Source organism: Streptomyces sp. NPDC059373 (assembly GCF_042751495.1).
GTDB lineage: Bacteria > Actinomycetota > Actinomycetes > Streptomycetales > Streptomycetaceae > Actinacidiphila.
On the sequence record NZ_JBHYXC010000076.1, the window covers coordinates 1 to 17,860 of the forward strand.

The following is a 17,860-nucleotide window of genomic DNA, read 5'->3' on the forward strand; positions in this document are numbered from 1 at the left end:
GAGAAGCGGCGCCAGGAACGTCCTCGTACCCGCACCACCGGCGTGTGCCCACGCCGGCTCCACGTGCGGGCGACGGACGGTGTCATCGAGAACCCTGCCTCGTCCTCGAACACCACGTAGGCCCCGAGCGCCGCCGCAGTCATTCCACCTGCGGCCACACCTCCTTCTGGGCGTCAACCGCACCAACCTGTCCATCCAGTACCAGGACGCAAAACGGCTCCTGGACCTGCACCGGATCCGCGTCACGCCGATACCCGGATCGCCCGCCCGCACATTGGCACAGCTACACGCCCGAACAACCCCCGCGGAAACCCGTCGCTGACAGTTATTGAAATACGGGCCCCCGGCCGCACCGAGAACTGCCAGATCGGCGTGTTCGCCGCCTACACCTCCGCCAAGGGCCGTGCACTGGTGGACCGGGAACTGTATCTGCCCAAGTCCTGGACGGGTGATCCGGACCGCTGCCGGGCCGCGAAAATCCCCGAAGAGCGGACCTTCGCAACCAAGGGCGAACTGGCTCGGAAGCTGGTGCTGCGGGCTCTGGCGTCCGCCTTGCCCATTGCCTGGGTAACCGCCGATTCCGCCTATGGGCAGGAATGGGGGTTCCGGCGGATGCTCGAGGAAGCCGGCCTCGGCTATGTGCTCGCCGTCCCGAAGTCGCAGCAGGTCAAGTCGCTGGCCGGGATCTGGCGCATCGACGCTCTCATCGCCGAGGCCCCCGACGACGCCTGGCAGCGCCTGTCGTGCGGCGACGGCGCGAAGGGCCCGCGCGCCTATGACTGGGCCGCGGCCCAGCTGCCGGTCATCAGCATCTTCGACGGCGACACGCCGACTCACCGGCGGTGGGTGCTGGCCCGCCGCAGCCTGGCCCGGCCGGAAGAGATCGCCTACTACCTGGCCTACGCACCGGACGGCACCACCGTGCAGGACCTGGTCCGCATCGCAGGATCGCGGTGGGCGATCGAGGAGTGTTTCCAAGCAGCGAAGAACGAGTGCGGCCTGGACCAGTACGAAGTCCGTCGCTACGTCGGCTGGTACCGGCACATCACCCTGGCCATGCTCGCGCACGCCTTCCTCGCGGCGATGGCCGCCGACACCGAGATCGAAAGGGGGGCCGAAGAAACGGTGAGGCCGCCCTCGCGCCCTTCACCCTGGCAGAAGTCCGGAGACTCCTGGACGCTCTTCATCCCAGCTCAGCGCGCTCCCGACATCCCGACCGCACGCTGATCTGGTCCCGCTACAGACGACGCCACCAAGCCATCGCCAAACGCTGCCACTACGCCCGCCGGAACGCTGGTCACGAACTGCCGGCACGTGACGAACCATCAGCCAGCTACACTCAAAAAGTGGTCTCTGACCAGCGGTGATAGCGAACTACCGCTGGAGTACTAGTACTCCAGCAGGATTTCGCTGTCTGACCTGCGGGTTTCACTGGGCGGCTGGAGTGTAGCGGGCTGTGGAGTGGTCAGGGGCGGTCTCACGGAGGCTGCCCCTCGAACGTGCGACACCGCCGCAGGTAATGAGAGGGCGGTTTGTGAGTTGGTAGGTGATTTGTCGTCATCTGAACGTATGGGACTGCGGCATCCCAGCAGGTCGGCGGGCTCGGGCGTGCTGGGCTGAACACCGTAAGCGAGCGCAAGCCCTACAAGAGCGGCCGTCGCAGGTAGTCTGGCCCCGCCAATGACACCTGGGGGCAGCGTGAGGCTTCTTCTTACTTCCGCCGGCATCAAGAACACGAGCATCCACAACGCACTGGTCGACCTACTGGGCAAACCGATCGCCGACTCCAACGCCCTCTGTATCCCCACTGCGGGGTACGGGCACCCCCAGGGCAGTCCTGCTGGGGCATGGCGTTTCATCACCGGTCAGTCCTCCACACCCATGTGTGAGCTGGGTTGGAAGTCCTTGGGAGTGCTGGAGCTCACCGCGCTGCCCAGCATCGACGAAGAACGCTGGGTCCCCTGGGTCCGAGAGGCAGACGTCCTGCTGGTGAATGGCGGCGACGCCCTGTACCTGTGCCACTGGATGCGGCAGTCCGGGCTGGCGGATCTCCTGCCGTCGCTGCGCGAGACCGTCTGGGTGGGGCTGAGCGCCGGGAGCATGGTGATGACCCCCCGTATCGGGGAGGACTTCGTCGAGTGGAAACCGCCCACCGGTGGCGACAGCACGCTGGGCATCGTCGACTTCTCGATCTTCCCGCACCTGGATCACGAGCTCCTGCCGGAGAACACCATGGCCGACGCCGAGAGATGGGCGGCCGAGATCCCGGGTCCGGCGTACGCGATCGACGACGAGACCGCCATCACAGTGACCGACGGCACCGTCGACGTCGTCTCCGAGGGGCACTGGAAGCTGTTCTCCTCCTAGCCGCCAGCAATAGCGATCGGCAAGCGCCCGCTCATCCCGCACTCAGGGCGAACGAGAGCACAAGACGAACAGCTCGATCGAGGGGAACGAGGAATGGCTGGCCAGCCCGCTGCCAGAGGGTGGTACGTGAGTTGATGTTCGTTTCGCTCTTTCGGGAGGGGCAAGCGGGCTGGCCGCGGCGTCGCCGGGCGGCTACGGCCGCGGCTGGGTGAACAAGCCTTGCTCGGCCTCGACCAGGATTCCGCGCTCGGTCAGCCGCTTGAGCTTCAGGCGGGTGTTGTTGATGTTGTTGGGTGCGATCTCCAGGTCCATCGCCTCGCACACCTGCCGTGCCCGCAGCGGCGCGTCGGCCGCGGCGAACACCGCCATGATCTGCTGGTAGGCCGGATGGTCCGGCAGCTTCGGGGCCGGCGGCGCGGGCGGCTGCGGATCGGGCAGCTCCAGGAGTGTCTTGCGGGTGATCCGGACATCCTCGGCAGTCCGGCCGAGTTCGTCCAGCCGTGCGGTCAGCTGCGCGATCTGCTCCCTCCTCATCTCGGCCTGCGCGGCGATCTCCCCCTGCCGCTCCTCCAGCCGCGCCAGCACCGCCCCGAGGGTCAGCTCCCCGCCGGTCATGCGCTGCGCCAGGCCGCAGCGGTGGCCCCGGTCAGCCGGCGCAGTATCACCGCGGTCATCGCCCAGTACACCCGCGACTGCGAACTGCGCGGCAGGTGCTCGTAGTCGCGCACCAGCCTGCGGTGCAGCATCAAGATCCCGTAGGCGCGCTCCACGATCCACCGTTTGGGGATCGGCACGAACCCGGTCTGGGCCGGGTTGCGCTCGACAATCTCCACCTCGATGCCCACCTCCTCCCCGTGCGCGACAACGGCGTTCTTGAAGCCCTGGTCGACCAGGGCCTTCTCTACCGTGTCGGTGTCGGCGGCGACCTTGTCCAGCAGCGCGATGCCGGCGGCGTTGTCGTGCACGGACGCGGCGAGCACCACCACCGCGATCACCAGGCCCAGTACGTCAACGGCCAGGCCGCGCTTGCGGCCCGGTACTTTTTTTGCCGCATCACGCCCCGTCGACTCCGCGGGCACCCCGGCCGCAGCGTGCACGCTCTGGGTGTCGAGCACTACCAGGCTCGGGTCCGCCTTCCGGCCCATCTGCTCCCGCACCTGCCAGCGCAGCAGGTCGTGGATGGCCTGGTCGGTGCCGTCGTCACGCCACTTGGTGAAGTAGTACATCACCGCACCGCGCGGCGGCAGGTCGTGCGGAAGCAGGTCCCACTGGCAGCCGGTGCGGCCCTGGTAGAGGAGCGCGTTGACGATCTCCCGCATCTCGTACCGGCCCTGGTGACCGCTGACCGAGCGGTGTGCGGCCTTCCACGCGGCGATCACCGGCTCGATCAACGCCCACTGCCCGTCGGACAGATCGGTCTTGTAGGGCTCGCGCTCGCTCACGACGACCAGCCCAGCACGCCCATGGCCGCCGACCGGCCGGGATGCCGTCCTGCCACACGTTCAGGTGACGACAAATCACCTCTGCACTCACATACCGTCCTCTGACAGCGGGTGGGAAAGCTCCCCACGTGATCTTCGAGAGTGCTGCCGAGCAGTGGGACCTTGAACTGGACGACCTCTTCGTGACCATCGGTCATCGCTTCAGCCGTGTGGAACTTCGTCGCCGCATGCGCGATTACGTACGCGGACTGCTCGCCCCGGTGGCCCGAAAGAACAGCTGGCAGCTGGCCGAACAGGCAGGCCACGCAGACCATCGTGCACATGGGCGAGGCTACCCCCGACGGCGTCCCGCACCTGGAGGCGCTGATCGCCGCCGCCGAGCCGGTCCCCGACGTCCGGCGCGGCGGGGACGCTGCCGCTGGCATCATCTACACCGGCAGTACGACGGGAACGGCCAAGGGCGTCGTCCTCAGCCACGCCAACATCCTCAACTCGGCCATCGGCTCCGCGACCACCGGTGTCCCCTCCCGATCACCGACCCAACGCCTGAGTGAGCGCTCTCGGGCTGACCGAGTCGGGGCTCACGTGCATCGTTCCGGCCAGCCGCCGGGACGCGACGACGACGAAGCGCACGCTGCCGACCTTGCCGTCGGCGAGACGGGAGGCTACAGCCGAACGCGCCGTGTCACCGGCAGCGACGATACGGCCGCAGCGGAGCTGGATCAGGGTGTTCACATAAGCGACAGCGTCGGCCTTGGCGGGCAGTTGATAGCGCTGCACTATGAGCTTCGAGTCCCCGCTCGCCACACTCTGCAAGGCGGTCCAAGTACGGTTGGAGTCCTCGGCTCCGGAGGCCAGAAGGCAAACCCTGGTAGCGCTGTCGACATGCGACACCGGAGCGGGCACCGATCCGTGGGTGGGCGCGTGCTGCAGGTAAGTCAGCGCCCAGCCGCTGACCGCGACCGCGCATGCACCGAGCCCGGTGCCGATACGCAGTACAACGGGCAGCCGCCCCCAGCGTCGACACAGCCAAAACCTCATATGTCTGCCACCGGCTCGGCCGCCCAAGGGTCGATCTTGAGCGACCGAAGCCTCTTGCGGTCGCGGTCGTGGACGAAGCGGCATCCTTCGTAAGGAAGGTCGAAGGTCCAGTGCTCCGGAAGGTCTCGCTCCGCGTAACGGCACAACAGCTCGACCATGCCGCAGTCGAAGCGAGCCCACGCCTCCGGTGCCAACCACTGATGGCGCCAGATCACCGTGCTCCACTGATTGGGATCAGGAGAGTGGGCACGCCAGCACAGCAGGTCGGAATCAACGGTCAAACCCCACCCGATCAACTGTTCAGGCTCATTGTATTCTTCCTCTTCACCTGTGTAATTGGGCGTCTGCAGTCCTGCCTCGGATTGTTGCCCCAAGGTCTTGCAGATACACCTCTTGAGTCGGGGGCTCGACACACAGAAAGTTATCGAACATTCCTTGCCCGTAGACGCGCATGAAAGCTCGGTAGTCATCGGGAAAATTGTGCGGATAATCTGCGGTCAGCCCTTCCCAGTCCACTGTGTTCCCGCCATGGGCAGGTAGGGCGACCAGCGACGTAAGACGGTGCAACGGCCCCGTAAGAGCTGGTTCTTGCATCATTCCCTCTTCCATGACTACGCGGCGAGATCCCGGAGCTGTCCCAGCGCGCTACGGCCGTTCGCGCTGCGTGGACTGAGCAGCCACGACAGGAGGGCCAGCCCGCAGCAGACGCCGACCACCGGTCGATACTGGGCCGGCACCACGAGGACCGGAACAACCGCGGCCGCCAAGGGCCCGGCGACCTGTGCCAGGACACGGCAGCGGCGGCCGGGACGGGCTTCGGTATCGGCGAGCTGCCACACCTCGAAGCCGGCCGCGATCGGCACCAGCCGCAGCACCACCACCGCCCGGCCCAATCCGAACGCAGCCACCCGCGGACCTACGCCCAACCGGAGCCAGCGCAGCCGACCTCCACCCAACAGCACGATCCCCAACGCGATCAAAACACCCAGAGGCGCCACCGCGAACGTGACCACAGCCCCGAGCAGGCAGCCGATGAACCGCGTCCTCGGGTCTCCCAACTGGTACGCCACAAGCACTGCCGACACCCCGCCGGCAACAGAGGCAAGGGCCGAAAGCCTTCCCCGATTACGACTCATCGCGCCTCGCCCGCCTACTCGACGATCTCAAGCGAGTACGGCAATGGGGGCACTTCAGCAGCATCCGCTGATGGGGTGAGAAACTCACGACTCCGCCGCTGGCTCGGCTGCCCAGGGGTCCATGTCGCGCGAATCAAATTCCATGAGCTCTCTGCTGTGGACAAATCGCGATCCCTCGTACGGGAGGTCCTCGATCCAGAAGTGGGGGATTCGGCGCTCTGCGTAGCGACAGAGCAGTTCGACCATGCCGCAGTCGAACCGAACCCACGACCCGGGAGCCGACCACTGACGACGCCAGATCACTGTGCTCCACTGATTGGGGTCAGCGGAATCGGCGCGCCAGCACAGCAGATCGGAATCAACAGTCAGGCCCCATCCGATCAACAGGTTCGGTTCATCGTATTCTTCTTCCACTCCCGTGAACTGGGCATCCGCAGTCCGCCCCCGGACCGTCGCATCGAGATCATGAAGATATACCTCCTGAATCGGCGGAACCACGCTCACGAAGTCATCGAACATTCCTTGCCCATAGACCCGCATGAAGGCGCGATAGTCGTCGGGGAATCCATGCGGATACTCCGCAACCAGACCTACCCAATCCACCGTGTTCCCACCACGAACTGGCGGCTCGACGAGCGACATGAGTCTGCGGAGAGGATCTGTGGGTGTCAGTTCTTGGTTCATGTTTTCTCCACTGCTACTTGACGACGTCACCCAGGTTCACCTCTGTCGATCCGTAGGTATTGTCCACCATCATGGTGTCACCGAGGCCAGCCGTTCCGTTGTTGTAGTAGCCCCGGGCTGTCAAAACAAACCGGTAAGGGACCTTGCTGGTGTCTGAGCGGTACTGCGGCGTCACGGTGTAGGCGACGCTCTGGCCGGTCTTGGCCGCCATCTTCACTTCGCGCTCCATGGCCGCCATGATGTTCCGCCCACGGCTTCCGGCACTGCGATCGAAGGTGTTCACCCCACGCCAGCACGTTGCCAGGTTGCGCTGGTCGGTTCCCGAGCCACCCCGAGTGTCGGCAACCAGGTGGCATGCGTTGATGTTCTGTGAGGCATCAAGGTCGTTCGACCTCGCGTATGCCCGAGCTTCGCTGTGCCCGGACAGCTGATTGCGCGCGCTCTTCGGCACCGGCGAACTGCCGGAAGGCCGCACGCTGCTCTTCGTGACGCAGGCGTACATGCCCGTCGAGCGCCCTTCATCATCCAGCGCCCCAGGCATCTGGTAACCAATGCCGCTTCCCCACGAGCAGTTTTCGTTGTTCTTGTCCTTGTTCTTGGTTATGTCGCATCCACCCGTGACGACACAGACGGCCGCCGTGGTCAGACCGGCCACGCCGGCAGAGATGGCGTTACGGATGGAATTACTCAGGTTGATCTTCGCACTGGGGGAAGTCGCAACCGCAGTCGAGTGGACGGACAGGCTTCCCTTGCCGATCGACGCAGTGATCTTGACTGCGTTGGCCCGGATCGCCGCCCGACGGGCGGCCTCGGCCGCTGCGGCGGCAGCGGCGGCCCTGGCCGCGTCGGCGGCGCTGACGCCTCCGCCACCGCCTCCCCCGCCACCACCGCCATTGGAACTGGACGAAGAACTGCTGCTGCTTGAGCTGGTCTTGCCGAACCTGGACTGGCAGGACATGGACCAATATTCGACGCAGCTCCCATAGGCGCTTGAACTGGTTGCTGCCGCACTGGATGTAGCGGCCGTCGAGTGACTGGACGAACTCGACCAGCTCCAATCGCCCACGGAACTCACTGCATTTGACAAGCTGTTGGCCAGACCTGAGCAGTACTGCACGCACGTCGTGTAGACCCCGACTGCGAGCGCAGTCAGAACGGGAGTGTCTTTTTCTTGGGTCTGGCCCGTAGTCGGTGGTGACGCCGAGTAGCCATCCTTGATCATGATCTGGTGGTGGATGTCAACTTCCTTTTGGGGACGGTGTTTTCCGGGCTGTCGGCGCTGGTCGTCGAGGACGTGGTGGACGGCGGTGACGCGGTGGTGATCTCGGCCCGCACGCGGGATGCGGCGGTGCCGTGTCCGGCGTGCCGGACGCCGACGGCGAAGGTTCACGGGTATCACCGCCGGTCGGTGACGGACGTGCCGGTCGACGGCCGCCAGGTCGTCGTCCACCTGCGCGTACGGCGGCTGGTCTGTCCGGTCCTGGGCTGCCGACGCCAGACCTTCCGCGAGCAGATTCCCGGACTGCTGGAGCGCCATCAGCGCCGCACGGTGCGGCTTGCCTGGCAGATATCCCAGGTGGCGCGGGAGTTATGCGGCCGGGCGGCCGCGCGCCTGGCCGGCCTGCTGGCCGTGCCCGTTTCCCGCAGTACCGCTCTGCGCCATCTGCGACGCCTGCCGCTGCCGCAGCAGGCGGTCCCACGGGTGATCGGCGTGGACGATTTCGCCCTGCGCCGACGGCACCGCTACGCCACGATCATCACGGATGCCGAAACCGGTAGACGCATCGCGGTCCTGCCCGACCGCGAGAGGGCCACCCAGGAGTCCTGGCTGCGCGAACATCCTGTTGTCGAGGTCGTGTGCCGCGACGGCTCGGCCACCTACGCCGAGGCCATCCGCCGGGCACTGCCCGACGCGGTGCAGGTCAGCGACCGATGGCACCTCTGGCGAAACCTTTGCGACAAAGTCCAGCTCGAGGTCCGCGCACACACCGGCTGCTGGGCCACCATCAACCCGCCCCGCCCCGGCGGAGTACGCGAGCAGACCACCCGCGAACGCTGGAACAAGATCCACCATCTCCTCGGCCAGGGCGTCGGCCTGCTCGACTGCTCCCGCCGCCTGAGCCTGGCCCTGAACACCGTCAAACGCTACGCCCGCATGCCCGAACCCCAGGCCCTGCGCATCGCCCCCGCCTACCGGCCCACCCTCGTCAACCCCTACCGCGACCATCTGCGCGCCCGCCGCGCGGGCGATCCGACAGTTGCTGTCACCCAACTCCTGGCGGAGATCCGTGAGTTGGGCTACACCGGCAGCGCCAACCTGCTGGTCCGCTACCTCAACCAGGGCCGCGCCGAAGGCGACCGCCCCGTCACCACCCCACGTCACGCCAGCCGCCTCCTGCTCACCCACCCCGAGAACCTGCGTCCGAAGGAGACGGCCCTGCTGGAGAAAATCGCCGCGGCCTGCCCGGAGATGACCGCACTCGCCGATCTCGTAGGCGGCTTCGCCACCCTGCTGAAACCGGCCGAGGGCAACGACGTGAAACTCACGGAGTGGATCACAGCCGCCCGTGCCGTCGACCTGCCCCACCTGCGCAGTCTTACCAACGGCCTCGAAATCGACCGGCCCGCCGTGAACGCCGGCCTCACCTTGCCCTACCACAACGGCCGCACCGAAGGCGTCAACACCCGCACCAAGCGGATCATGAGACAGATGCACGGACGCGCCGGATTCGACCTCCTCCGCCACCGCATCCTCCTGCCCTGACGAACACCCAGCGTCACCACCGACTACGGGCCAGACCCATCTTTAGGACAGTCCCCTCTCTGGATGCCAGACCGTGCGGGGTGGTGCTCGTGGCGTCGCGCAGCACCCAGCCCTCGTATTCGTGCTTCAACGTGCCGGAGAAGCCGGACGGCGGAGCGTAGGAACCGTCAGCGTTGGTTCCGAAACGGGCCTGGGAACCGTCGGCCATGGTGATCAGGACGGTACCGTTGTCCAATTCGTTGCGCAGCCGCATGTCCCACCGGGTCGACCATCCCGCGCCGAAGGCGTTGGTGGTCCGCGGGTCGAGGGAGTTGTAGGTGCGGTTCACCGCGAGTTCCCCGTTCGGCCGAGCCGGCGCCGACCTCCCAGGTGCTGCGCGCCCTGGAACACCAAGGGCTCATCGAGCGTGAGGTCGATACGGCCGACACCCGCGCCAAACGACTCCGCTTCACCGACACTGGCGCCGACCTGGTCCTCGCGCCATTGCCGCCGTCGACCGCGCCGACGCGGAGTTCTTCCAGTCGGTGCCCCGCGACGACGCGGTGGTCCTGCTCAGCCGCCTGGCCCATCCCCAAACGCCTGATAGCCGCCCGCAGCCAGGGGAGGCGGTACGGTCGGGAATCGGACAGTCCTTGGCCCCGCAGGGTTGGCGTAGCCTGCTGCGGTCCGCTCCGCCGCCGTCCGGAGCGGGACCGTAACGTACCCACACCCCGGGGAGCCATCTTCGTGCTCGACACCACGGACGCGGCGCTCGTGCGCGAGCTCCAGCGCGACGGCAGGGCCAGCTACCAGCACCTCGCCGAATTGCTCGGAATCTCGCGCGAGGCGGCGCGGGCGCGGGTGCACCGGCTGCTGCAACGCGGGGCTGTGCGCATCGTGGGCATCGTTCCGCCCGCCGTCGCCGGGATCGCCGCGCTCGCGCACGTCTCCCTGGACGTCGAAGGTCCCGCCGCGCCGGCCGCGGCGGCCGTCGCCGCGCGCCGGGCTGTCAGCTTCGTGTCCTGCACGGCGGGGCCGCGGGTGGTGGTCGCCGAGGTGCGTGCCGCGGACGACTCAGCGTTGGAGCGGGAGTTCGCGGCGCTGCGCGACATGCCCGGGGTACGCGGGATCGAGGTCTTCCGTTGCACCGAGCTGGTCAGCGACGCGTATGCGCCCGCCGTCCCCGCTGCCGCGGAGGGGCGCGGCACGCTCGCCGTCCCGATTCTGGACCGGCTGGACCGACAGCTGCTGCGGCTGTTGCAGCAGGACGGCCGCGCCAGCTTCACGGTGCTGGCCGAGCAGGTGGGCCTGTCCCAGCCGGCCACCCGCGCCCGGGTGCTGCGCCTGCTGCAGGCCGGTGCCGTGTACGTGACCGGCCTGGTCGACTCCGCGGCGCTGGGCGTGCGCGAGGCGGCCGGGATGGGCCTGGGGGTACGCGGACCGGCGCGCGCGGTCGCGGACGCGGCGGCCCGCCTGCCCGGGGTGAACTACGTCGCGGCGGGTTACGGACGCTTCGACGTGGTCTGCGGCGTGGACGCCTCGGACCGCTCGGCGCTGCTTGCGGGGCTGGAGTCGCTGCGCGCACTTGAGGGCGTCCGGCGCTCGGAGTCCTGGGTGCATCTGGAGATCGTCAAGGAGTCCTACGCCTACGATCTCCCGGTTGACTAGGCGCTTCAGCGGCACGCAATAGCGCTTGCAAATGAATTGCCTAATGAAATAAAATTCATAGGCGGAAACATTGCGGTCGCCTCTTGACGCATTCTTTTCGCCTGCCCTTCAATGGCTGGACCCCTCCCCGTAAGAGAGTTCGGTCCCCGATGACGTCACCCCCACAGTCCACCGTCGCTGCCCTGCCGAGATCTCTCGGCGTCTTCGGCGCGGTCATGCTGACGCTGTCCTGCATCACCCCCGCCTCCTCGCTCTTCATCATCGTTCCGCCGATGCTCCAGACGCAGGGCAGCGGAACGGTACTGAGCCTGCTCGTCGCGGCCGTGCTCTCGCTCGGCGTCGGTCTGTGCTACGCCGAACTCGGAACGCTGGTGCCCAGCGCGGGTGGCGAGTACTCGATCGTGGGCCAGATCCTCGGACGTGTCACCGGCTGGCTGGTCTTCGTGATCTCCATCGTCTCGTTGCTGGTCATCCCGCCGATCATCGCGCTGGGCACCGCCGGCTACCTCTCCTCGGTGCTCTCCCTCGACCCGGCCCCGGCCGGAGCCGCGGTCATGGCGCTGGCCGTCGCCGTGGGCGTGCTCGACATCAAGTCGAACGCCCTGATCACCGGTATCTTCCTGGGGATCGAGATGCTCGCCGCGGGCGTGGTCACCGTGCTCGGTCTGACCCATGTCCATCAGCCGGTCTCCACCCTGATCCACGCCGTCGTTCCCAACGGGCACGGCGCTACAAGCCCCTTCACGACCGGATTGCTGATCTCAGGGCTTGCCGTGGCGCTGTTCACCTACAACGGGTTCGGCACCGCGATCTACCTGTCCGAGGATCTGCGCGACCCACGCCGCACCGTCGCCCGCACCGTGCTGTGGTCTCTGCTCGCGGGAGTCGTCGTCATCACCGTCCCGTCATCGCGATCTGCCTGGGTGTCAGCTCACCCGACTAGCTCGCCGCCGGAGACCTCATCGCCATAGTCGACTCCTGGGCGGGCAGTGGCATCGGCACCTTCGTCAGCCTGTGCATCGCCGCCGCCATCCTCAACGCGGTCATCGTGATGGTGCTCCAGAACGGACGGGTGCTCTACGCCTCCGCGCGCGACCGGACCTGGCCCGCCCCTATCAACCGCGCGCTCGGCACCCTGCACCCGCGCTGGGGCTCGCCCTGTGCGTCCCCATCGACCAACTCCTCGGGTTCACCGGGGTCGTGGTCGCGGTGATCTACCTGCTGCTGGGCGTCGCCGCGCTGGCCGCGCGCGGTCGCCGGCACCGCGACACGGCCGCCTGGCGGATGCCGCTGTGGCCGCTGCCCCCACTGCTGATCATCGCGGTCCTGGCCTACGTCCTCACCGAGCAGACCCTGCACGACCTGCTGATCACCGGTGCCGTACTGCTCGCCGGATTCGTCTACTGGGTGTTCTACCTCCGCCCGCGCAGCACCACCCACTGGGTGCTCAGCCTTCCTGCAGACCAGGTTCCCGCCGACCAGAACAGCGTGGGGCAGGCCGCCGCCGCCAGTACCGTCCCGGAGCACCGATGAACGACGTCGTGAACCTCCCCGCCGACCTCGTCGTCCACAACGCGCACGTCCACACCGTCAACGACGCACGCCCGCGCGCCGAGGCCGTGGCCGTGCGCGACGGAAGAATCGCCTGGGTCGGGGACGGTGACGACTGGCGTGCGCTGCTCGGCCCCGGGACCCACGTCGTCGACGCGGGCGGACGTCTCCTGCTGCCCGGCTTCGTCGACAGCCACAACCACGTCCGGCTCGGCTCGGACGCCGCCTGCGTGCAACTCGCCGGTGCCGCCTCGCTCCCCGAGATCGGCCGCAGGATCACCGAGTGGACCGCTCGCAACCCGGAGTCGGACTGGGTCGAGGCCGAGGCGTTCGACTACACCGCCATCCCTGACGGCCGCATGCCCACCGCCGCAGACCTCGACCCGTTCACCGGGGACCGTCCGGCCTTCGTCCTCAGCTACGATGTCCACACCGCCTGGCTCAACACCGCCGCCCTGCGGCGCCTCGGAATCGGCGCGAGCTGCCGCGAACTACCGTACGGCACTGTGCAGAAGGATCCGGGGAGCGGTGAACCCACCGGCTTCCTGACCGACTTCGCCGTCCGCGGGCTCTCCCGTGACGGCCACCGGGCGCTGCGGGCAGCCGGCGTGCCCTGGGCGCACCCGGAACGTCAGTACGCACGGCTCGCCGCCAGCCTCGACATGGCGGCCCACTACGGCATCACCACGATCGTGGAACCGCAGAATTCGCTCGACGACCTGGCCCTGTTCGAGCGCGCCGAGAGGGAGGGAAGGCTGCGCTCCCGCCTGGTCGCCGCGCTGTTCCATCCGCGTGGCACCAGCGCCGCCGACCTCGTCGATTTCGCCGAGGCCGCCCGGCGCCACCACTCCGACCGCTTCCGGGTCGGCCCGCTCAAGCTCTACATCGACGACGTCGTCGAACCGCACACCGCTGCCTTGCTGGAGCCGTACGCGGACCGGCCCGGCCACCGCGGTGAGACCTTCTACCCGGCGGACGAGTTCGCCGACGTCCTCGCCCGGCTGGACGCCGCCGGATTCCAGGCCTTCGTGCACGCCACCGGGGACCGGGGCATCCGCACCGTTCTCGACGCGGTCGAGCACGCCCGCAGCGTCAACGGCCCGCGCGACGCACGGCACCAGGTCGTCCACGTCGAGTGCCTGGACCCTGCCGACGTCCCGCGTTTCGCAGATCTCGGCGTGGTCGCCTGCATGCAGCCCCGGCACTGCTCGCCGGACATCGCGGGGCCCGGACACCACTGGGCCGAGGCCGTCGGGGAACAGCGCTGGTCCAAGGCGTGGCCGATGCGCAGCCTGCACCGCGCGAAGGCGGCGCTGGCGTTCTCCAGCGACTGGAACGTCGCCGAGATGGACCCGCTGGTCGGCATCTACAGTGCCGTCACCCGCCAGGGCCTCGACGGCGGCGCCCCGTGGATGCCCGGGGAGACCGTCGACCTGGCCACCGCGCTGCGCGGTTACACCTTGGGCAGCGCCTACGCGAACTTCCTGGACGACCGCCTCGGCACGATCACCCCGGGCAAGCTCGCCGACATGGTGCTGCTGTCCGAGGACTTGTTCACCCTCGACCCGAAGGCTTTCCTGGACACCCGGGTGGACCTCTCAGTCGTCGACGGGGAGATCGTGCACACGACGGAGTGACCGACCCTCCGCGACGTAGAGGTGGTGTCAGGGTTGATGGCGAGGACCAGGTAGGCGGCGAGGACGGACACGTGCACGCCGCCCTGCAGCGGAGTGGTGATGGCGATTCTTGATGAGTCCATCGGCTGGGGTGTCGAATTCGAGGGTCTGGCGGGGCGGGTGGCGGGGGCGGGTGTTCAACCGCAGGGCGATGTTGTCCAGATCGGCCTGGGTGAGGTGGCCCATCCCGGTGCCCTTGGGCATCCACTTCCCGCTGCATCGACGGCTGCCTCGTCGCCACCGGCCGCGATCATCGAGCCACGGGACACCGCCAGTTCGAGCTGAGTACTCAGGAACTGGCGGTGTCCGTGCAGCCGATGGTTTCAGCCGGCGGTTGCGCTCGGCTCGGGCTCCGCCTGCTCAGGGTGCGGGTAGGACGGCCGTACGCGCAGCGGGCGGGCTGCCCAGCGGGGCAGGTACCAGTTCCATGAGCCGAACAGGGACACGAGGGACGGAACGAGCAGCATCCGTACGATGGTTGCGTCGAGGAGGATGCCGATGCCGAGGCCGGTGGCCAGGGTCTTGAGGTCGGTGCCGGGGCCGGAGGCGAGGGCGGCGAAGGCGAGGAAGAGGATCAGCGCGGCGCTGGTGACGAGCCGTCCCGTACGGCCGATGCCCTCGATGACGGCGGCGTTGGTCGAGCGCCCCGCGTCGTACTCCTCGCGGATGCGGGACAGGATGAACACCTCGTAGTCCATCGACAGTCCGAACAGGAACGCGAAGACCATGAGGGGGATCCAGAAGGTGATGGCCCCGGTGGCCGCGATGCCGAAGATCGCGTCGGAGCCGTGACCGTCCTGCCAGAAGATCACCATCAGTCCGAGCGTCGCCGCCAGCGAGACAAGGTTGAGCAGCACCGCTTTGAGTGGCAGCAGCAGAGAGCGGAAGGCGCGGACGAGCAGCACGTAGGTCAGCAGTGCGATGATCGTGAGCATCAGCGGGAAGTTGCCGTACACGGCGTCCATGAAGTCAATCTGCGCGGCCCCGATGCCGGCGACGCCGATGACCCCGGGAAGGTTCTCCGTGGCGCTCTTGACCCGCTTGACCACGCCGACACTCTTCGAGTTCACCGTCTCCTCGTCCGGGATGACGACGACGATGCTCTGTCCGCCCTGGTTGCCGGCCGGCCCGGAGGGCACGAACGCCCCGCGCACGCCGTCGACCTTGGCCAGCTCTGCGGCGACCGGCCGAGCCCGGTCGGTGCGGACCAGGACCTCCATCGGGGTCAGCGCGCCGGTCGGGACACCGCCGCGCTCCAGAGTCGTCAGGGTCTCGTAGGCCGGGCCGCTCTTGGCCAGCGACGCCGAGGAGGCAAGGCCGATCTTGATACCGAGGAAGACCCCGATCAGCGCCGCGAGCGCGGCCAGCGCGGTGCCGGCCACGAGCCAGCGGCGCCGCACCACGGCGGCGGTCCACCGGCTCCACGCGCGGCTCGCCCGGTTCTCGTGGCGGATCTTGGGCCAGTCCACCCGCGGTCCGATGCCGCCCAGGATCGCCGGCGTCAGGGTGAGCGTCGTCAGCACGCTGGCCAGCGGGATGAGCGCCCCACCGTACCCCATACTGCGCATGAACGGGACCGGCAGGACGACCAGGGCGAGCAGCCCGATCGCCACCGTCACGCCGCTGAACACCACCGCATGACCGGCCCGTTCCATCGCGACCACGACCGCGTCGTGATTGCCCCGGCCGCGGTCGCGCTCCTCGCGCCAGCGGGTGACGAACAGCAGCGAGTAATCGATCGCGACACCCAGGCCGATGAGGGCGACCAGGAACTGCACGATGAACGACACATCGGTCGCGTAGGTGAGCGGCAACAGCATCACGAAGGTCGCGAGGATCGACACCGCGGCCACCGCCAGCGGCAGCAGAGCGAGGAAGGAGGCGAACACGAAGGTGAGCACGGCGAGGGCGCCGACAGCACCGAGAAGCGTCTCCCCGAGCACCCCCGGCCCGCCCCTGTTATCGCCCCCGGAGGCCAGCGTGTCTTCGCCCGTCACCCCGACCGTCGCACCGGAGGGCATGGCCTTCACTGCCGCCGACTGGATCGGATCGGTCAGCAGCTTCTGACTCGGCGACGGGTTGAACCGGTAGAACACCAGCGCATAGGCGGTTCGGTCGTCTTTCGTCCGGAAGGCCCTGTCGCCGGTGTTCGCCTCGTCGATCACCCGCACGCTCGGGATCGCGTCGCCCACTGCCGCGAACACCCGGCCGACATAGGCCTCGTGACCGGTGATCGACTGCCCTGCCGGGAGCGTGACCGAGACCAGATACGGATTCGTGTCGCCACCACTGCCGAAGGCATGCTCGATCTTGTGCGCCGTCACGGTGCCGGGCTGGCCCGGCAGTGAGAAGTCGATCGTCAGCCGGTCCGCTGTCCGGCCGGCCAGTAGCACGCCGGCAACCAATACAAGGCCCCAGAACCCCACAACCGCCTTGCGATGCCGCAGCACGAACTCGGCCCACCGTCGCATGCCCCGCCCTCCCCACGCCGTAGGTTGCGCGAGTCTAATCCTCTGCCCCCTTTCCTCGCTATCAGGCGAATCGGACCGTTTTGATCCATTCGGGTGGCAGTGTCGGCCTGCGCCGTCAGACGCGTCGTCCATGAGTCGCCCACGCCATAGCGCCGGTGCGGAAGCGTCCGTGCCCGCGATGAGGGGGTTGAAGCGCCAGAAGCCGCCGTCCTCTGGGTCGGCCCACCGCGGCCCCACGGTGGGTGAGCGGGATGACCAGCGGTTCGATTCCCGGCGGGCTGCCGTGGACGGCAGTCGGCTGATCCGGCTGGTCGCCGGGCAGTTCCACTGCGACGTACGGCAGCCGAAGCGCAGCGGCGATGGTCTCGACGGTCTCCGGCAGCGCCTGCTCGGCGGAGCCCGCCGACTCCAGCCGTCGCCCCAGGCCGGCCAGAACGGTTGATACAGCACGGCTACGGCACCGGCCGCGGCCAGGGTGACCATCGGTTCGGCGTGACCGCGCGCAGGACGGCATCGAGGAGCAGGACGACCGCGGCGTAAACGGCCAGACCTGCGGCGAGCAGCCAGCCGTAGACCAGCGAACGGCGCACCACGACGTCGACGCCGTCCAGACCGTCCAGCTGGTTCCGCAGCACGGCGACACCGACCGACAGCGGCAGCAGGGGAACCGCCACCAGGGCAAGCAGGCTGTGCAGGAAACCCACGGTCGATCCGCCGACGGGCACGATGGAGACCATGATCAGCAACACCGCGACCAGGAAACCAGCGCAGCTGGTCGCGTTCGCCGGCAGACCCGCACCGGTAGCGCACCACAGCGGCCGCGAGGCTGCCGACGACGACGGCGAGCAACAGCGGGAACACGCCGACCGAGCCGATGGTGCCGAACCATGACTGTGGTGGCCTGTCCGCGAGTTCGTCCACGCTGTGCTCAGCAAGCCGTAACGGACCGGCAGTCCATTGCCCGAACCCCCCGAAGGGCGACCACTGGTCGGATGAACGACAAGCTCACAGCAGTCCGTGGTCGCGGCACCATTGCTCGATGTCATGGCCCCCCGCTTCGAGGGTCTGCCGCCAGTGAGGG

General features: G+C 68.0%; 19 protein-coding genes and 4 pseudogenes. 13 read left to right on the forward strand and 10 right to left on the reverse strand.

The genetic code is table 11. From position 1 onward, the window contains the following. Positions 1-127: 127 nt before the first annotated feature. From ACFXJ5_RS40260 to ACFXJ5_RS40270, 3 genes and pseudogenes are all read left to right on the forward strand, one after another. A pseudogene (locus tag ACFXJ5_RS40260) lies at positions 128-342 on the forward strand (ISAzo13 family transposase); the annotation flags it as partial. Between the two features lie 3 nt (positions 343-345). Next, positions 346-1,227, forward strand: a pseudogene (locus ACFXJ5_RS40265) (IS701 family transposase); the annotation flags it as partial. 471 nt (positions 1,228-1,698) lie between these two features. Beyond that, entirely contained in the window at positions 1,699-2,367 is a 669-nt protein-coding gene (locus ACFXJ5_RS40270; RefSeq protein ID WP_384643189.1) for a Type 1 glutamine amidotransferase-like domain-containing protein, read from the forward strand. 192 nt (positions 2,368-2,559) lie between these two features. Here ACFXJ5_RS40270 and ACFXJ5_RS40275 read toward each other — a convergent pair whose 3' ends face one another. Beyond that, on the reverse strand, positions 2,560-2,982 hold the full coding sequence (locus ACFXJ5_RS40275; RefSeq protein ID WP_384643192.1) for a hypothetical protein: 423 nt from the start codon (positions 2,980-2,982) through the stop codon (positions 2,560-2,562). Continuing rightward, positions 2,979-3,809 carry an IS5 family transposase gene (locus ACFXJ5_RS40280; protein ID WP_384643195.1) on the reverse strand — a complete coding sequence of 277 codons (831 nt, stop codon included), beginning with the start codon at positions 3,807-3,809 and terminating at the stop codon, positions 2,979-2,981. The genes ACFXJ5_RS40275 and ACFXJ5_RS40280 overlap by 4 nt, the downstream gene beginning before the upstream one ends. A gap of 128 nt (positions 3,810-3,937) precedes the next feature. Here ACFXJ5_RS40280 and ACFXJ5_RS41295 point away from each other — a divergent pair. Together ACFXJ5_RS41295 and ACFXJ5_RS40285 are read left to right on the forward strand one after the other, a co-directional pair. Continuing rightward, positions 3,938-4,114, forward strand: a pseudogene (locus ACFXJ5_RS41295) (IS701 family transposase); the annotation flags it as partial. Positions 4,115-4,130: 16 nt separating this feature from the next. Further along, positions 4,131-4,256 (forward strand): annotated as a pseudogene (locus ACFXJ5_RS40285) (hypothetical protein); the annotation flags it as partial. Positions 4,257-4,340: 84 nt separating this feature from the next. Here ACFXJ5_RS40285 and ACFXJ5_RS40290 read toward each other — a convergent pair. From ACFXJ5_RS40290 to ACFXJ5_RS40310, 5 genes are all read right to left on the reverse strand, one after another. Further along, on the reverse strand, positions 4,341-4,850 hold the full coding sequence (locus ACFXJ5_RS40290) for a hypothetical protein (protein ID WP_384643243.1): 510 nt from the start codon (positions 4,848-4,850) through the stop codon (positions 4,341-4,343). Then, positions 4,847-5,320, reverse strand: a complete 474-nt coding sequence (locus tag ACFXJ5_RS40295; protein ID WP_384643245.1) for a hypothetical protein — start codon at positions 5,318-5,320, stop codon at positions 4,847-4,849. The genes ACFXJ5_RS40290 and ACFXJ5_RS40295 overlap by 4 nt, the downstream gene beginning before the upstream one ends. 141 nt (positions 5,321-5,461) lie before the next feature. Then, on the reverse strand, positions 5,462-5,758 hold the full coding sequence (locus ACFXJ5_RS40300; protein WP_384643198.1) for a hypothetical protein: 297 nt from the start codon (positions 5,756-5,758) through the stop codon (positions 5,462-5,464). Between the two features lie 312 nt (positions 5,759-6,070). Next, positions 6,071-6,670, reverse strand: coding sequence for a hypothetical protein (locus ACFXJ5_RS40305; protein WP_384643201.1), 600 nt, complete (start codon positions 6,668-6,670; stop codon positions 6,071-6,073). A gap of 13 nt (positions 6,671-6,683) precedes the next feature. Then, positions 6,684-7,628 carry a DNA/RNA non-specific endonuclease gene (locus ACFXJ5_RS40310; RefSeq protein WP_384643204.1) on the reverse strand — a complete coding sequence of 315 codons (945 nt, stop codon included), beginning with the start codon at positions 7,626-7,628 and terminating at the stop codon, positions 6,684-6,686. Positions 7,629-7,898: 270 nt separating this feature from the next. On the opposite strand from ACFXJ5_RS40310, the gene ACFXJ5_RS40315 reads away from it, so the two are divergent. After that, the gene (locus ACFXJ5_RS40315; RefSeq protein WP_459254007.1) at positions 7,899-9,434 is read left to right on the forward strand and encodes an ISL3 family transposase; all 1,536 of its coding nucleotides are present in this window, start codon (positions 7,899-7,901) and stop codon (positions 9,432-9,434) included. A 13-nt stretch (positions 9,435-9,447) separates the two neighbouring features. Here ACFXJ5_RS40315 and ACFXJ5_RS40320 read toward each other — a convergent pair whose 3' ends face one another. Further along, on the reverse strand, positions 9,448-9,762 hold the full coding sequence (locus tag ACFXJ5_RS40320; RefSeq protein ID WP_384643207.1) for a DUF6531 domain-containing protein: 315 nt from the start codon (positions 9,760-9,762) through the stop codon (positions 9,448-9,450). Between the two features lie 398 nt (positions 9,763-10,160). Between ACFXJ5_RS40320 and ACFXJ5_RS40325 the strand changes: the two genes are divergently transcribed. From ACFXJ5_RS40325 to ACFXJ5_RS40345, 5 genes are all read left to right on the forward strand, one after another. Further along, entirely contained in the window at positions 10,161-11,081 is a 921-nt protein-coding gene (locus tag ACFXJ5_RS40325; RefSeq protein ID WP_384643210.1) for an AsnC family transcriptional regulator, read from the forward strand. A gap of 149 nt (positions 11,082-11,230) precedes the next feature. Next, positions 11,231-12,052 carry an APC family permease gene (locus tag ACFXJ5_RS40330; protein WP_384643213.1) on the forward strand — a complete coding sequence of 274 codons (822 nt, stop codon included), beginning with the start codon at positions 11,231-11,233 and terminating at the stop codon, positions 12,050-12,052. A 229-nt stretch (positions 12,053-12,281) separates the two neighbouring features. Beyond that, on the forward strand, positions 12,282-12,614 hold the full coding sequence (locus ACFXJ5_RS40335) for a hypothetical protein (RefSeq protein ID WP_384643216.1): 333 nt from the start codon (positions 12,282-12,284) through the stop codon (positions 12,612-12,614). Further along, positions 12,611-14,269, forward strand: coding sequence for an amidohydrolase (locus ACFXJ5_RS40340; RefSeq protein WP_384643219.1), 1,659 nt, complete (start codon positions 12,611-12,613; stop codon positions 14,267-14,269). Before ACFXJ5_RS40335 ends, ACFXJ5_RS40340 begins: the two co-directional genes overlap by 4 nt. A gap of 99 nt (positions 14,270-14,368) precedes the next feature. After that, complete coding sequence (locus ACFXJ5_RS40345) at positions 14,369-14,593, forward strand: hypothetical protein (protein ID WP_384643222.1); 225 nt, start codon at positions 14,369-14,371, stop codon at positions 14,591-14,593. Positions 14,594-14,631: 38 nt separating this feature from the next. Here the strand turns inward: ACFXJ5_RS40345 and ACFXJ5_RS40350 are convergent, their stop codons facing one another. Then, positions 14,632-16,911: an MMPL family transporter gene (locus ACFXJ5_RS40350; RefSeq protein ID WP_384643225.1), complete on the reverse strand. Its 2,280-nt coding sequence runs from the start codon at positions 16,909-16,911 to the stop codon at positions 14,632-14,634. Between the two features lie 151 nt (positions 16,912-17,062). On the opposite strand from ACFXJ5_RS40350, the gene ACFXJ5_RS40355 reads away from it, so the two are divergent. Then, positions 17,063-17,221, forward strand: coding sequence for a hypothetical protein (locus tag ACFXJ5_RS40355; protein ID WP_384643228.1), 159 nt, complete (start codon positions 17,063-17,065; stop codon positions 17,219-17,221). A gap of 10 nt (positions 17,222-17,231) precedes the next feature. Here ACFXJ5_RS40355 and ACFXJ5_RS40360 read toward each other — a convergent pair whose 3' ends face one another. Beyond that, positions 17,232-17,516: a hypothetical protein gene (locus tag ACFXJ5_RS40360; protein WP_384643231.1), complete on the reverse strand. Its 285-nt coding sequence runs from the start codon at positions 17,514-17,516 to the stop codon at positions 17,232-17,234. Between ACFXJ5_RS40360 and ACFXJ5_RS40365 the strand changes: the two genes are divergently transcribed. After that, positions 17,515-17,670 (forward strand): hypothetical protein, encoded by a 156-nt coding sequence (locus ACFXJ5_RS40365; RefSeq protein ID WP_384643234.1) that lies wholly within the window; start codon positions 17,515-17,517, stop codon positions 17,668-17,670. The genes ACFXJ5_RS40360 and ACFXJ5_RS40365 overlap by 2 nt on opposite strands. Positions 17,671-17,860 lie beyond the last annotated feature (190 nt).